11 protein-coding genes are annotated in these 15,176 nt (G+C 56.5%); 3 read left to right on the plus strand and 8 right to left on the minus strand.

The window, feature by feature from the left end:
- Nucleotides 1-145 precede the first annotated feature (145 nt).
- From GRI91_RS13035 to GRI91_RS13050, 4 genes are all read right to left on the minus strand, one after another.
- Nucleotides 146-784, minus strand: a complete 639-nt coding sequence (locus GRI91_RS13035) for an FMN-binding negative transcriptional regulator (RefSeq protein ID WP_160737113.1) — start codon at nucleotides 782-784, stop codon at nucleotides 146-148.
- Nucleotides 781-2,250, minus strand: a complete 1,470-nt coding sequence (locus tag GRI91_RS13040) for an NAD-dependent succinate-semialdehyde dehydrogenase (protein ID WP_160737114.1) — start codon at nucleotides 2,248-2,250, stop codon at nucleotides 781-783. The genes GRI91_RS13035 and GRI91_RS13040 overlap by 4 nt, the downstream gene beginning before the upstream one ends.
- Nucleotides 2,247-3,521: an aspartate aminotransferase family protein gene (locus GRI91_RS13045; RefSeq protein ID WP_160737115.1), complete on the minus strand. Its 1,275-nt coding sequence runs from the start codon at nucleotides 3,519-3,521 to the stop codon at nucleotides 2,247-2,249. Before GRI91_RS13045 ends, GRI91_RS13040 begins: the two co-directional genes overlap by 4 nt.
- 104 nt (nucleotides 3,522-3,625) lie before the next feature.
- Nucleotides 3,626-4,588: a LysR substrate-binding domain-containing protein gene (locus tag GRI91_RS13050; protein WP_160737116.1), complete on the minus strand. Its 963-nt coding sequence runs from the start codon at nucleotides 4,586-4,588 to the stop codon at nucleotides 3,626-3,628.
- Between the two features lie 99 nt (nucleotides 4,589-4,687).
- Between GRI91_RS13050 and GRI91_RS13055 the strand changes: the two genes are divergently transcribed.
- From GRI91_RS13055 to GRI91_RS13065, 3 genes are all read left to right on the plus strand, one after another.
- A complete protein-coding gene (locus GRI91_RS13055; protein WP_160737117.1) occupies nucleotides 4,688-5,191 on the plus strand; it encodes a GNAT family N-acetyltransferase in 504 nt (167 codons plus the stop codon).
- A gap of 1,021 nt (nucleotides 5,192-6,212) precedes the next feature.
- Nucleotides 6,213-6,632 (plus strand): winged helix-turn-helix transcriptional regulator, encoded by a 420-nt coding sequence (locus tag GRI91_RS13060; protein ID WP_160737118.1) that lies wholly within the window; start codon nucleotides 6,213-6,215, stop codon nucleotides 6,630-6,632.
- 113 nt (nucleotides 6,633-6,745) lie between these two features.
- The gene (locus GRI91_RS13065) at nucleotides 6,746-7,813 is read left to right on the plus strand and encodes an alkene reductase (RefSeq protein WP_160737119.1); all 1,068 of its coding nucleotides are present in this window, start codon (nucleotides 6,746-6,748) and stop codon (nucleotides 7,811-7,813) included.
- 832 nt (nucleotides 7,814-8,645) lie between these two features.
- On the opposite strand, the gene GRI91_RS13070 is transcribed toward GRI91_RS13065, so the two are convergent.
- From GRI91_RS13070 to GRI91_RS13085, 4 genes are all read right to left on the minus strand, one after another.
- On the minus strand, nucleotides 8,646-10,067 hold the full coding sequence (locus GRI91_RS13070) for a spinster family MFS transporter (RefSeq protein WP_160737120.1): 1,422 nt from the start codon (nucleotides 10,065-10,067) through the stop codon (nucleotides 8,646-8,648).
- Nucleotides 10,064-11,227, minus strand: a complete 1,164-nt coding sequence (locus GRI91_RS13075; RefSeq protein ID WP_160737121.1) for an oxidoreductase — start codon at nucleotides 11,225-11,227, stop codon at nucleotides 10,064-10,066. Before GRI91_RS13075 ends, GRI91_RS13070 begins: the two co-directional genes overlap by 4 nt.
- A gap of 46 nt (nucleotides 11,228-11,273) precedes the next feature.
- Nucleotides 11,274-13,310, minus strand: coding sequence for a TonB-dependent receptor (locus GRI91_RS13080; RefSeq protein WP_160737122.1), 2,037 nt, complete (start codon nucleotides 13,308-13,310; stop codon nucleotides 11,274-11,276).
- A 158-nt stretch (nucleotides 13,311-13,468) separates the two neighbouring features.
- A complete protein-coding gene (locus GRI91_RS13085) occupies nucleotides 13,469-14,434 on the minus strand; it encodes a helix-turn-helix domain-containing protein (protein WP_160737123.1) in 966 nt (321 codons plus the stop codon).
- Between the last annotated feature and the right edge of the window lie 742 nt (nucleotides 14,435-15,176).

Below are 15,176 nucleotides of genomic sequence, written 5' to 3' on the forward strand. Positions count from 1 at the left end.
CATTCTCCATTGTTTATATTCTGATACTATCTGAGAGGCGACACGCGCAACTTTAAGGCCAAAATAACAGCCGGGCGGGTGAACCGGGGCACAAAAAAGCCCGGCTGCGACACCGGGCTTTCCTTCTGCAATCTGACCGTCTCGGTCACCCGTCTTCAGGCAGGGCTTTGATCATCCGGGAAATCGCCCGACTATCCTCGCTTTGCGCCAGAGCTTCGGCAACGCGCAACTGGTCGGGCCGCGGGTGAGTCTGAGTGAGCTTGGTCACGCCTTCCAGCTTGTCCAGCCTTATCCGGAACGACCGAATCATAGGCAGCAGCAATTCGATACGGTCCTCCGGCGCATCCTCCAGTGTCCATCCCGTGCCATCCTTAGGTTCAAGCAAATCGGCACTGCGCCGAAGAACCATCAACTGGCTTTCATCGTCGTCCAGTACTTCCAGCGTCCCCCGCGCCTGAGCAGAGATGTAATCCCAAGTCGGAACTTGCGGCTTGTCCTTGTACCAACGGCTCGAAATATAGGCATGCGGTCCGGTAAACATAACCAGAGCGTGCTGACCGGTGGCAAGCGCGGGCGCCTGCGAATTGCGCCGCGCGAGATGGCCAATCAGCACCATCTCGTCATCGTCATGCTCAAAAAAGATCGGTGTCTGCGTAGCGTAAATTCCCTGCTTGTTCGCCGTTGTCAGCGTTGCGAACGGGTAGGCCCGCACGATGGCGGCGGGATCAGCCGCGCGGTAGGCTTCGGGTGCGAACTGGCCGGGGGGCGGGGTGGCTTCACTCATGTTCCACCAGCCGGAATATCGAGCACCGTAAGCTTCGTATTGCAGTAATCATCAAGCCCTTCCCGGCCCCCTTCGCGTCCGAACCCAGATTCCTTCATACCGCCAAATGGGGCCACTTCGGAACTCACAAGGCCCGTATTGACGCCGACCATACCATATTCCAACCGCTCACTGATCCGGTGCGCTCGGGTCAGATTACCTGTATAGACATAGGCGGCCAGACCGGCCCGATTATCATTCGCCAGCGCAATGGCATCATTTTCCCCGCTTATCCGAATGATGCCGGCAATCGGGCCGAAAGTCTCCTCCCGGCAAAGCAAGGAATCGCGATCGACATCGGCGAGCACAGTCGGGGGAAAGAAAGTTCCCGACCTGTTATCCGGACAGCCACCGGTGAGAATTCTGCCGCCCCGCGCCACCGCATCCTCAAGATGCCGCTCCACCTTCTGGCGTGCCTGCATATTAATAAGAGGTCCCTGCGTGATGCCTTCTTCCAGCCCGTTGCCGGAGCGCAATTCGTTCACTTTTGCCGCCAGCCGCAGAACGAAGACGTCATAGATCGCATCTTCAACGAAGAAGCGGTTCGCGCAGACGCAGGTCTGGCCTGCATTGCGGAATTTCGACATCAATGCGCCGTCTACTGCGGCATCGATATCAGCATCGGCAAAAACGATGAATGGTGCATTTCCGCCGAGTTCAAGGCTTACCCGCTTGACCGTGCCCATACAGCGCGCTGCCAGAGCCTTGCCCACTGCGGTCGAGCCGGTGAAGGTAAACTTGGCGACTCTTTCATCTTCGACCAGCACATCCCCAATAGGCTGGGGGGCGCCGGTTACGACATTGAAGACGCCCGCTGGCACACCCGCTTCTTCAGCCAGAACGGCAAGCGCCAGCGCTGAAAACGGGGTGAGTTCCGAGGGCTTCAACACCATCGTGCATCCGACGGCAAGCGCCGGGCCCACCTTGCGCGGGATCATGGAGGAAGGGAAATTCCACGGCGTGATCGCGGCCACCACACCGACCGGTTCTTTCGTCACCAGCAGCCTCTTATCGGTTTGATTTGCGGGGATGACCGAACCATAAGAGCGCCGCGCCTCTTCCGAAAACCATTCCAGATAGGCTGCGCTGGAGGCGACCTCCCCACGCGCTTCGGCGAGTGGCTTTCCCTGCTCGAGCGTTAGGATACGAGCCAGATCTTCGAGATTATCTCGCACAAGTTCGAACCAGCGGCGCAGAATCCTTCCTCGCTCGCGGGCGGGCAAGGCGCGCCACGCGGGCAAGGCCTGGTGCGCCGCTGTCACAGCTTGCCGGGTTTCTTCTGCACCGAAATCGGGAATGCTCCCGAGCAGTTCGCCATTTGCGGGGTTTGTCACGCTGATGCAGGAGCCATCTGCCTGCCATCTACCCGCGATATAAGCCGCTTCCCGAACCAGATCCCGGCGCGAAAGACACGCAAAATCGCTCATGAGGCCGCTCCCGTAAGCGCGCGTTCCAGCATGGCGATACCTTCATGCAGATGGTCGTCCTCGATCGTCAACGGCACCAGAATTCGGATTGCCTGCCCCATCGCACCACAGGTCAGAATGCACAGACCTTCTTCGAGCGCCCGGGAAACGATAGCCTTGGCTTCCGCTGGATCGTAATCACCGTTCTCATCCAGCACATCGAAAGCCACCATGGCGCCCAGCCCTCGCGGAGCCGAAATGCGGACTGCATCATTCCGCTTACCGAAATTCGCGATCGCCCGCTGCAATTTCGCTCCGATAGACTGCGCTCTGGCTGCCAGCGCCTCGTCCTCAATGATATCCAGAACTTCAAGCGCAGCGACACAAGCAAGCGGCGATCCGCCATAGGTCGTACCGAGCCCTCCGGGAGGCACGGAATCGATAATATCCTTGCGCGCGATGACACCAGCCAGCGGGAAACCGCCACCAAGCGCCTTGGCCACTGAAACGATATCGGGTTCAACGCCGCTCTGCTCGATCGCGAACATGGTGCCAGTACGGGCAAATCCGGTCTGCACCTCATCCACGATCAGCATGATACCGTAGCGATCGCAAATCTCGCGCAGCGCCCTGAGCAAAGCATGGGACGTGGGATAAAACCCGCCTTCCCCCTGCACCGGTTCAATAATAATGGCGGCGACTTGCTGAGGATCAACGCTGCAACTCAGCATGAGGTCGAGCGCCCTTAGGCTTTCTTCCACACTCACTTCGCCGGAGGGGAAAGGAACATGGTGAATGCCCGCCGGCAAATTGCCAAACCCGGCTTTGTAGGGTGTGACTTTACCGGTAAGCGTGGAAGCCAACAGCGTGCGGCCATGAAAAGCGCCTGTGAAAGCAATTACATCCGACCGACCCGTGTGACGACGGGCAATTTTGACTGCATTTTCAACGGCCTCAGCGCCGGTTGTAAAAAGGATAGTTTGCGCCTCACCTGAAAAAGGCGCGATGGCATTCAGGCGCTCGGCCAGCTGGACATAGGGCTCGTAAGGCAGCACCTGAAATGCAGTGTGGGTGAAACGGTCGAGTTGCTCGCGCACGGCGGTGAGTACCCGCGGATGACAATGACCGGTATTGAGCACCGCGATGCCCGCAGCGAAATCTATAAAGCGCTGCCCATCCAGATCCCAGATCTCGGCATTGCGCGCTCGCGCGACATAGCGATCGGTCGCATTGGCGACGCCGCGTGGAATAGCCGCGATACGGCGGGACTGGAGATCGGCATTTCGGGACAAGAGTACCCCCTTCTGAGTAGAATTCGAGAAGGTGAGATTTTCATCTTGGGTGATTGAAAACAAGATGCCAACCGAGGCCTTGTTGGTGCACCACAGTCACCGCATCAGGCGGCATTCCGGGTGGAGCTGGCCACAGCAGCCCCAAGCCAGTCGCGAAAACGCGAAATTGGCAAGGTATTCCAGCGGTCGCTTCGGGCCACAAGAAGATAGGACCCAAGCGAGATACGCTCAAACTGGTCTTCGCTGCCCTCGACCTCCACCAAATCTCCCTTTGCTAGCGCGTCTGCTGCCAGGAAATGATTGGCGAGTGTGATGCCCCTACCCTGCACTGCTGCATCAATCGTAAGATGCGCATGCCAGAGTTTTGGTCCACTAACCGCGATCGCATCAGCACCATGACGGGTCAGCCAGGTCTGCCAGTTTTCAAAGCTCTCTTCGTGAATCAGGGGATGATCGACAAGGTCGCGTGCTGTGCGGACCGGGGGCGCCTGTTCAAGATAGGCCGGCGATGCGACCGGGATCACATCAGGTGAAGCAAATTCAAAACTACGTACATTAGGAGGCAAAACGAGGGGCTGCCCGTAAATCGGAGCGTAGCGGATATCGATATCACCTTCCTGCCGATTGAAGTCGGGCAGCTGATCGGCCGGACGAACATCCACTCCCAATTGTGGCAGCGCCTCTTCAACCTGACCGAGCCGTGGAAGCAGCCATTTGGATGCAAAGCCCGGTGTACACCAGATCGTCAGTTCACTTGCATCGTGCTGCTTGATCAGATCGCGGGTCGCTTCAGCCAACAGATCAATCCCTTGCGCAACGCGTTTGTGATATTGTTGGCCTTCCTCGGTCAACGTCAGACGGGAATGAGAGCGGTCCACCAGCATGAGATTGGTCCAACTCTCAAGCGAGCGAATATGACGGCTGATCACAGCATGATCGAGCTGAAGAGCACGGGCAGCTTTGCGTACCCCGCCAAGGCGCGCAGCCGCATCGAAAGCGCGCAAAGCAGCAAAGGGCGGAATGTCCTTGCGATCGGGAAGGGCGCCGAATGGTTTTTCGTCAGACATGGGTGTAGGTAAGGTCCTGAATGCGCAAGGCCTCAATCTTGCACAATAAAGCGATCAAAGGCAAAGCACGCACGATTTCTGCATGGAGAGGAGTGAAAAATGGCTGAGAGGAAGCTAGTCTGGCGCCCCATGACACAGGGCGACCTACCGCAAGTTTCCGCTCTGGCGGACGCAATTCACGAAGATTATCCCGAACGTCCGGAAATATTTGCAGAAAAGCTCTCCCTCTACCCGGAGGGCTGCTTCGTGCTCGCCAGCGGAGAAAAGTGCGAAGGCTATTTCATTTCCCATCCATGGCAGCGCGCCTCCCCGCCGGCATTGGACACGCTGCTCGGCGCCCTTCCCGCGCAAGCCGAGCTCTTCTATATCCACGACCTCGCAATCTCCCCTGCCGCGCGCGGAAGCGGTGCCGCTTCCCGGATATTGAAACAAATCGAAGAGTACGCGATTAGTCAGCATCTGGCGCTTTGCGGCCTGGTTGCTGTGGGCAATGCGACATCTTTCTGGAAAGCGCAGGGTTTCGAGCCTCAGGAAAGCCCCTCGCTAAATGCCAAACTTGCGACCTATGGTGGCCAGGCCGTCTATATGGAAAAGTCTATGTAACCTTTGGTGGGTTCTCTTAGACTTGCAGCTACCTATATGATCACATAGCTTCTTCAGTCCGGTATCCCGATGGCATAAATGGCTAATTTTCTAGCTATTCGTTCCGCTTTAAGGACTTAGCTGGTCACTGGTGGAGCCGAGGGGAATGTAGACATTCCACGAAAACGTAACATTTTTTCAGTACTTACAGCCACTTGATTTACATAAATGTATACCGCTTAAGCAAAGTGTTTCAATAGACCTTACATCATTACGGCAGAGCGACAGAAAATATCCCTCGTCGCTGCGGTGCGCAGCCCCAGTGGCGAAGAGCAGTTCGTCCCCCCTGATACACAGGCCTTGCGCTTGGACGAGGTGTGCCCCTTGAATAGGTTGGCGAGCGCTTCAGCGGGCAGCGGCGCCTCCGCATCGGACAACACATCGCGCACCATGCGGATTTGATCGTGCCCAATCTGGCGCGCCGCCCGAAAGCGGACATCAATCGTCTCTCACAAGAACGACCGCAACGTTGGACAATCCGGTAAGTCTGCTTTCGGAAGTGCAGAACTGGATAGCGGACTCTGGGCGGCAAACCGGCGTGTCAGCTATGCGCCCCAAGATCGGTAATTCCGGCTGCAGCCCAAAGCATCCGAGAGCAGACGTTCGATCAACATACCCATGGCGGCGGTTACGCGCTCAAGCTTCGAGCACCGGGCAAGCCCATTAAGAACCGTGAAACCGGCCGTTCGATGAGCTTTGGTCTGATGGCAGCTATTCGACCAATTGCGACTCCACGGCTTCTTTGAAGTGCGTTGGGATGGGCGGTTCCCGAGGGCGTTGCTGTGTTTACCCGCTGGGTGACCGCTGCACCGGCATAAACAGCCCAGCGCGTATACCATCGTCCGGCATTCGTGTGGGACTATGTTTCCTGTGCCCACCTTAAGCCGCATTCCGACTTTCTTCGTGCAAGTGCCAAGCCAAGAAGCTAGGTATAGATTTTATACCAGCATGTCCGAAACACAAATTTTTGGATGAACATAAAATGCGTGATGTCACGGAATTAGATCCGATTTGCTTCTCATCGGACTGCCCGAGCCGGGGCCTCTTCGATCAGATCGCCGACAAATGGTCGACGATGGTGCTGACGGTCCTGTCCGACAAGCCTCATCGGTTTAACCTTCTTCGCAGGCGGTTGGAGGGCGTTAGTCAGAAAGCGCTTACACAATGCCTGCGCAAACTCGAGCGCAATGGGATGATCACCCGCCGCGTCATTTCCCTTTCGCCAGTTGCTGTCGAATACGAGATCACCGCGCTGGGCCGCACCTTGCAAGAGCCATTGCGAAAACTTCACCAGTGGACGCTAGACAATCTTCCGGATGTCAATGCTGCACGGGAAGCGTTCGATGCGCGCCAATCGGATGACGGCTTCAGTGGTGTTCAGGTGGGAAAACGTGCGGGTTAAGTCTCGTCAAACGGGTGGTAGGTTTACTCAGTCCTACCTAGGCGACCCAAGGTGCCTAATTGATGTCAGGTCTACAATGTATATCTAGGCCTCCAGATTTACTGGAGCATCAAATGACTGACCTGAAACTACTGACCCCGTTAAAAACCGACACCTTCGAATTCAAGAACCGAGTGTTCATGGCTCCCATGACAAGGGCTAGAACGCCCGACCATGTGGCAAATGATCGGACTGCACTTTACTACTCCCAACGTGCCTCGGCAGGCCTGATCATTTCGGAAGGCACGCAGATCAGCGAGCAAGCGATCGGCTGGACGAATACACCTGGGATCCATACATCCGAACAGATTGAAGGATGGCGCAAGGTTACTGACGCTGTTCATGCAGCAGGTGGCCTTATCTTTGCGCAACTCTGGCACACGGGCCGTGCGTCTCATCCAGACTTCCATGACGGAGCTTTGCCGGTGGCGCCTTCGGCAGTGCCCTTCGAAAGCCAGGCCTTTACGCCTGAGGGGCCGAAGCCAACCGTCACCCCGCGCGCCATGACTTTGGAGGAAATCCAATCCACAATTGCAGACTACGAGGCCGCTGCACGCGCAGCCCAAGCCGCAGGTTTCGATGGTGTTGAAGTGCATGGTGCCAATGGCTACCTCCCGGCCCAATTCCTCGAAGACGGTCCAAACAAGAGAACGGACGCTTACGGCGGGCCTATCGAGAACCGCGCCCGCTTCCTGCTCGAAGCGACTGACGCTGCCATCCGGGTGTTTGGGCCATCGCGGGTATCCGTAAGGTTGTCACCTCGGATTCCCTATAACGACATGGGCGACAGCGATTTGGAAGGCACATACATGTTTGCCGTAGAGGCTCTCGAGGCCAGGAAGGTGGGCATACTTCACTTCATGGAAGCGGCGGAACTTCCCGATGGCCTCAAGCCGCTGGCCCCCGAAGCAAGAAAGCGCTTCTCCGGTGTGTTCATCGTGAACGTAGGCTATGATCGGGAAACCGGCGAACAGGCGATCGCGTCGGGCTTAGCCGACGCAGTGACCTTCGGAACGCTCTTCATCAGCAACCCGGATCTGCCGGAACGCTTCCGTCAAAATGCCGCCTTGGCGTCGTCTGACCCAGACAGCTACTATGTGGGCGACGAGCAGGGCTACACGGACTACCCGCCCCTCACCTGAGGCTTCCCGTTTAGGCATCATTCGCCATTCCGTCGCGCCTATTCTTCAAAGATTAGAGAGCGACGGGATGGCAATTTTCACTGCTTTTGTTCGCGCTAAGCACCCGAACGCGATCGGCTTAATCAGGGCACGGCCCGATTGAAGCCGATAGCGCCCCGCAGTTTCATGTCCGCTTTTGGGCGTGCTGTTTTGCGCTGGAACGGCCCAATGGGACGAATTGAAGCCGCTCTATCAGTACAGCTTTCAACCGGCTGTCATCGCCAATTCCACGCCGAAACTTGCCGGTCCGCTCCCGGCCCAATCTCAGTCAATCATGGTAAAATTATACAAGTGCCATTAATAGCGAGTTTAAAGTTAGAATGGCGAACAGTTACTGGGCCACTTCCTCCTCAATGTCGGTTCGTACATCCGGCTCCGACCTGAATGTCCGTGCTCTGGGCGATGATTTCAGTTAAGGAGCAACCCATGACGGTCGCAAGTTCCGGATCCTGATCATATTTATAAGGTCGGCAGGATGCTTGGGGCTGGTGGTGAGGCGACGGATCCTGCGCCAAGACGTCTTGGCGTCGCTTGCCGACCTGTTGAACGTCCGCGCTCCGGCAGATATCAGGTCCGACGACGGTACAAAGCTTATGAAAAATGTCGTCTAGGAGTGGCTCAGCTGGATCGGCGAACGCTCCATCCGCACCGGGCTCCTTCTAGCTACAATCGGAGCTTCAACGGTTCAGTGCATAACCAACCGCCCAACTGAAAATCTTTGACAGGTTTGGGACCGGCCGTCGTCGTGGTCCGCTCAAGTAGCATCCTCATGACGGTTGCGACGAGCTGTAGACTAACATTCTGCCTGAGCCGCCGTCCGAGATCCCATCGCTTTGGCTGCTCGCGCATAATGCCAAGCGGGCCATACCATGCACGCGAGCGTCCCTGCGATAACATATTGGGTGGCAGAGATAAGGGACGTATCGCACGCCATCGCCAGCTCGGAGCCGGAGCCGGCAGGGGCGATCCCGCCGGGACATGACTCTAAAAAGCTCGCCGCTAATGCGCTGTCGAATAGTCCGCTGGCCAGCCAGTCAATCGCGTATCCGCCAAGCAGCGGACCAATGCCACCCGCCACCATACTGAGGAAAAAAGCGGCGATTACTGAAGCTGAGGCTCTGCCGCTTGGGCCGACGGTGTCGTGAAGTACCGCGTAAGACGGAGCGAGGTACGTCGAGTTAAGGACCGCACCGATAAAAAGCAGAGCCGAGAATGCCGGCCAAGAAGACTGCACGTAGCCAATGACGTACACTGGTGCGCTCAGGCCAATTCCGATAGCTGGAATCCAAAGAGTCCATCGCCGATCCCGTCGCGCAACGCGGTCGATTAGCAGCCCCCCACCCAAGGTTGAGATTGCCGAGCCGAGCATGAAGGTCAGAGCAAGGATTACGCCTAGCTCAGTATAACCGAGATCGAACCGGCGGATCATGTAGGGGCCCATGAAAACCACGTTCGGGGCGCCCATCAATCCGGCGCCGATCAGTGCCAAAATTACATTGCGCGCGACCGGTGAGCGCCAGAGCACCTTGCCGATATCAAGCATAGTTTCGGTGCGAACGGTCGGGGCCGCGGAAACCTCGTCGAAACGGCCACGCTCCGGCTCCTTAATCACAAGTAGTATAAGCGCGGCGACTATCAGTCCCGGCAGGCCAACCACCAGTAGTGCCGCACGCCAGCCCCAATGGTCGGTAACAAAACCGCCAATGACCATGCCAGCCAGCCCTCCCAGCGGCATGCCGAGACCGAAGATTGCCATCGCCTTGGTGCGCGCTTCAGCCGGGAACATATCGCTGATGAGTGAATGGGATGCGGGCAAGCACCCGGCCTCACCTACGCCCACTCCGGCGCGGAACAGGCAAAGCTGGACGAAGTTTGCAGCGAGACCGCACAAGGCTGTCATGACTGACCAAAACGTAATGCAGGTGCAGAGAATGACCTTGCGATTGCCACGATCCGACCAACGTGCCATTGGAAAACCGCACACCACATAGAGTAGGCTAAACGCAAACCCGGTAAGTAAACCTAGTTGCGTGTCGGTAAGTTGGAGGTCTTCCTTGATTGGCTGAGAGAGGATCGACAGGATGAAGCGGTCGACGTTGTTGAGCAAATAGGCGAGCAGCAGGATCGACAGTGCTACCGATGAAACACGGGAATTTGTTGACTTGGTTGCGAGCGGCGCAAGCGACGCGACCTTGGATGCCGACGGTGGAGTCATCGTTTATCCTTCGGGGCGACGCCTTCCATGTGGTCAGTCTCGCCGTCAAGGCGGCCTATGTGGCTCCGCTCAAAACGGATGATATCCTCGAAGCGCTCTTCGCGCACTTTGCTTACCCACTCCGGATCGCTGATCAGCCCGCGGCCGACGGCTATAAGGTCGAAATCGCCGCGTAAAATTCCAGCTTCGAGCAAGGCAACGCTCTTGCTGATTTGGTCTTCGGATTCGACGCCCTGGGCGGTCTCCATAATATCGGAACTGAGGCCAACGCTTCCAACGGCGATCACCGGCAATCCCGAAAGCTCCTTAGCCCAGCGAGACATTGTCTTGTCAGAATGGGGCCACGCTGGCTCCCAAAAGCGCCGCGTCGAAACGTGAAGCAGGTCCACCCCCACGTCGCGAAGTATCGACACGAAGTGGCCTAGATCCTCCACTGTCTCGGCGATTCGGGCGTTCAGATCGATTTCCTTCCACTGCGAAAAGCGGAATGAGATGACGAAGTCGTCCCCGCACGCCTCACGCACGGCGCGCGCAATCGAGGCTGGATAGCGCGCGCGATGGGCAAGCGTCGGCCCGCCGAATTCGTCGTCGCGCTGGTTGGTCTCGTGCCACAAACACTGGTCGAGAAAATAGCCGTGAGCGCCATGCAGCTCTACCCCGTCGGCCCCTACTTCCTGCGCCAATTGGGCGCTGGTGACAAAGGCGCGCCTGATATCCTCGAGTTCCTGCTTGGTGGCTGCACGACCGCGCGGACGGTTCTCCTTCATCAGGCCCGAGGGGCTTAGCGTCGGCACGACTTTGCCGCCGGAGCCCGGTTCCTCTTCTTTGCGGATCGCACCCTCATGCCAAAGCTGGGGCATGATTTTTCCGCCGGCGTCGTGTACCGCAGCGATGCAGGTTCGCCAGGCCTCAAGGGTCTCGCGATTGAGCCGACTAAACGTGGGCCCGCGCGTCGCGCTGGGATGATCGACTGCCACAGATTCGGTGATAAGAAGTCCTACACCGCCTCGCACCCGCCGCACGTAATAGTCGATGAGGTTGCTTGTCGGTGCGCCGCCCACGCTCCAGCCGCGTTGCATCCCTGGCAGAACAAAGCGGTTGGCCAGCTTCATACCGCGTACTTCGAAGGGCTCGAACAATCGAGATTCCCGCATATTCATGGTTGTTCTCTCATCCATACTGATCCAACCATCTTCCAGCAGAGGCCTAATATCGCCACGAGGCCTGAATACCAAAGGTGCGCGGTGGATTCAGTAGCACCAGATCGCCCTTGGCACTCGGTTGATAGGCAGCGATTTGGGCATTGTTCTCGATATTCCGCAGGAAGGCAGTAAGTTCCAAACTGAGGTCAATTAAACTGTATGTCAGACTCGCGTTGCTACGCAGGTAATCGTCTTGGTACGAGCCGGGTGCGTTGCTATTGGCTACGAAATGACCACTCACCCACTTGGTGTCTGCGCCAAAGAGGATACGGTCGCCGTTGCTGAGATCGAAACTGTGCTCGATCGCAGCGCCCACGGTAAAGTCGGGAGCAGCCTGAATTTGGTTGCCTGATAGATCAGTCGAGCCAATGATATATTTGTCGAACCGAGCATGCAGCCAGGTGCCTTGCATAGATATTCGCGTATTGCCTGAGATGGCGGCTTGCGCCTCCAATTCAGCGCCGTACATCGACGATTTCTGCGAATTGGTGGTCTGAATGAAGAAGCCCGGGATCGCAGCATCGCGGATCACCTGCAGGGCCTGGAAATCAGTATAGTCATAGTAGAATCCCTCGCCGTTTAGCTGGAGGCGATCGTCGAACAGGCGGGTCTTCAGACCCGCTTGATAGGCGGTAATCGTTTCAGGCCGGTACGATCCAGTGAAGCCCGGTAATGATGGGACCTGGTTGATTCCTCCCGACTTGAAGCCGGTGCTGATGTTGGCATAGGCGAGCGCATTATCAGAATAGTCGAGCTCCACCCCGGCTTTCCACGTCCACTTCTTTGTACGAAACCTTTGATCAATCGGCAGTTGGGCAGTGGTGTCGTCATTGACCGTGCTGACGACACCGACAGCAGACTTGCGTTCGTCGGTATAGCGTAGGCCGCCGATCAACCTGAAACCCTCTGTCAGCGGGACCGTGACCTCACCAAAGACGGCTGTGGAAATGGACTTCAGAAACGGTTCGCTCGAGAAATAAGGAACACCATCCTGATTGAATGTCTGCGAGGCGGGACCGGTCTCGCGTGCATAGAAAGCGCCAGCCAACCACTTTACATCGGAACTATCAGGAGCCGCCAGACGCAGTTCCTGAGTGAACAGCCGGCTGATGACTCCCTGAATGAACCCGGACGATCGAGCGGGAGCGAGGATCTGTGTCTGCCGAGCGAGAAAATCGTTATCACGATACCCTGTGAGCGAGGTGATAGTTAACCCATCGAGCGTCAGGTCGGCCTGATTATAGACACCCCAAGTGCGAGTGCGACCGAAATCATCCGGATTGCGACCGCTTAGGCCAGTGTACGGCTGAAATTTTTGATTGGCGCATTGCGCACTTGCGGTATTCGGAGGGCAGTAGTCCCATCCCGCACCGACGTTGTCGAGGCTATACTTGTCAGCGCTGAGCACCATACGGAACTGATTGCTCGGCTGTACCAGCAACCGGACACGACCAACCCAATCATCGGCATTGCTGTAGCCATCATCATAATATCCATCGTGCCGGCTGGAACCGAACGCACCACGGATCGCAACGTCTTCACCGACAGGGACGTTCAGCACAGCTTCGGAGGCGAGGGAGTCGTAATTGCCGACCGTCAGCGAAAGGTTGGCCTCGAGTTGCCCCAAACGTGGCTCGTTCGTGATGAAGTTGATCGCCCCACCATTGGAATTGCGACCATATAGAGTTCCCTGGGGGCCGCGTACAGATTCGACCCGAGCAATGTCGACCAGCACTGGCGGATAGGCCTGCGGATGGGCGAGAAAAATGCCGTCAACCGTGTAGGCGATAGCAGAATCGACACCGGCCTGGGTGCTGAAAGTTCCCACGCCCCGAACGGTGATGATCGGAATGCTGGTCGCAACTTGGAACTGGACTGCCGGTAAGTTGCTTTCCAACTCGGTAACCGAGGTTATGCCGGACCGTTGGATTGCATCGCCATCAAGTGCAGTGATGGCCACCGGAGCTCGTTGCAGCGTTTCGGTAGTACGACGTGCGGTGACTACGATTTCGGGAATGGCAGTTGATGGCGCCTTTTGCATAGAGGGCGCCTGTGCCAAGGCCGGTGGAGCTGCGACGGAAGCGAGTAGAGCGCATCCAAGCGGCCAGCGTGACGCCATTTTCATACCAGTCATCCTTCCCAATCTCTTATTGTTGCTGAGATGGGTAACTGGGCAACCCGGCTGCTGTCTTTCATAAATCAGCAGAGAAGTTGCGAATTCCCGTGCTGTTCAGCCTGCGCCCGGCATTGCCGCGGCGAACATCCGACATAATGGCGAAATGCCGTGCTGAAATGACTGCTGCTGTTAAATCCGCAGGCAAAGGCAATGTCGGTGATCGATCGATCGCGCCAAGGCGGCGAACGAAGAAGCGCCAATGCTTGTTCAAGCCGAAAAGTGCGGATCAGCTTTCCCGGTGAGTCGACCCCTGCACAGATAGTCGCAAGATGTCGGGGCGATACGCATAATATTTTAGCAAGCTCCTCCGTCCCGAAATCAGGATCGCTGTAGTTCTCTGCAATTGTACGTTTCACCAGTTCCATCCGCGTCGACAACGAGTGACGTGTCGCATGCGGCAGCGATACGTGTCCGGAGCCCGAAAGCGTCTTGAGCAGACCTGCGACGAGATCAGAGCTGACGCTGCTAAACTGTGAGATATCCAAGCATGCGCGCAAGGCGAGCATGATTTCACGGGCCGCAGCAAAATTTACGTGTTCCGCTGGCTGCTGAAAAAATACCAACTGTTCGGGGATCGGTGCATGTCGACAGACCAACCAGCCGGGGAGCACTAAAGTCAAATGCCGCGTATCCTCTGGGCTAACAGTGATAATCGGTTCATCAGTGTTTATGACTACCACGCGATGTGGGGGCGCCTGACGCAAGTCTCCCCGGTCGCGGCCGACCCAAGTTGTGCGATCCGCCATATAAATGCAGAATTTGCTTGAGCGTTCGCCGATCGGCTTACAGGAGCGGGCCCCTTCGCTGACAACTTCGACGCGATCCGGCACAATCCAGTCGAGAAGCTGTACTCCATCAACTCCGCTAGAATTCGCGCCGAGCAGTATTGGACGCGGAGGCGCACCTGAATACTTCGCAGACGGATAAATGGCATAATCAGTAGACCAGCCCCTTGCCGAAACTGCAGATTGTGGCCTCTCCCCCACCATCTCAATCCTCGCCTTTATTGTTTTCAATGGAGGATATGCAGCATTCCCAATACCGTCAAGAAGAGGTCGAGGAATGGAACTCATCATTCAGAAATGGGTGATATTTTATGTATTTAAGAAAATAATAATAAAAGATAATTATAAATTTCAGTGTTTATTTAATATAAATAATTCTAAATTAATAATTTTCTAGTTATATTATTTTACCAATACTTTGTCTTTCCACGCGAGTGCATACCCCACACTATCAATCGCGGCGCGGGTCGGCTATGCTAGCGCGGCGCATTTTAGCCGCGATGTTAAACGGTATTTCCATCGCCATCCCAGCGAGGAGACAAAGTGGATGCGCCTCCCTCTTGGAGAACTGGCCACCGAGCGGGAATTGATGGCGAAGCCCCTCCGAAGTGAGCGGCAACTTTTAGGATCATGCCACGCGTGATCGAATGACCGGAATTAGGCGCAAAGAACGTGCGGCATCACCGATCGAAACATCTGCTATCTCTATCAGCGCTTTCGGATGGTCCCAGCCATTTCAATACATGGCAAAAATACCAATTTTTCCATGATTTTTTGTGATTGTTTGTTGGGTGCTCCGGAAGGGCAACTTGCAAGAGCACAGATTTAGAGGGCGAACGTTTCGAATCGGGATACCGGACGTCTGTTTTGCGCCCTAATTTCGGACGTCCGAGCTCTGCCAGAGAATGCCCGAAAGCGGACCGGCAGCTATTCGCCGAGAGCCACG

Origin of the sequence: Altericroceibacterium endophyticum, from assembly GCF_009827595.1 — a bacterium.
In the GTDB taxonomy this organism is placed as follows: domain Bacteria; phylum Pseudomonadota; class Alphaproteobacteria; order Sphingomonadales; family Sphingomonadaceae; genus Altericroceibacterium; species Altericroceibacterium endophyticum.

Coding starts and splice junctions, on each gene's coding strand:
- GRI91_RS13035 (WP_160737113.1), bottom strand. CDS start 784: ATGAGTGAAGCCACCCCGCCCCCCGGCCAGTTCGCACCCGAAGCCTAC.
- GRI91_RS13040 (WP_160737114.1), bottom strand. CDS start 2,250: ATGAGCGATTTTGCGTGTCTTTCGCGCCGGGATCTGGTTCGGGAAGCG.
- GRI91_RS13050 (WP_160737116.1), bottom strand. CDS start 4,588: ATGTCTGACGAAAAACCATTCGGCGCCCTTCCCGATCGCAAGGACATT.
- GRI91_RS13055 (WP_160737117.1), top strand. CDS start 4,688: ATGGCTGAGAGGAAGCTAGTCTGGCGCCCCATGACACAGGGCGACCTA.
- GRI91_RS13060 (WP_160737118.1), top strand. CDS start 6,213: ATGCGTGATGTCACGGAATTAGATCCGATTTGCTTCTCATCGGACTGC.
- GRI91_RS13065 (WP_160737119.1), top strand. CDS start 6,746: ATGACTGACCTGAAACTACTGACCCCGTTAAAAACCGACACCTTCGAA.
- GRI91_RS13070 (WP_160737120.1), bottom strand. CDS start 10,067: ATGACTCCACCGTCGGCATCCAAGGTCGCGTCGCTTGCGCCGCTCGCA.
- GRI91_RS13075 (WP_160737121.1), bottom strand. CDS start 11,227: ATGAATATGCGGGAATCTCGATTGTTCGAGCCCTTCGAAGTACGCGGT.
- GRI91_RS13080 (WP_160737122.1), bottom strand. CDS start 13,310: ATGCAAAAGGCGCCATCAACTGCCATTCCCGAAATCGTAGTCACCGCA.
- GRI91_RS13085 (WP_160737123.1), bottom strand. CDS start 14,434: ATGGTGGGGGAGAGGCCACAATCTGCAGTTTCGGCAAGGGGCTGGTCT.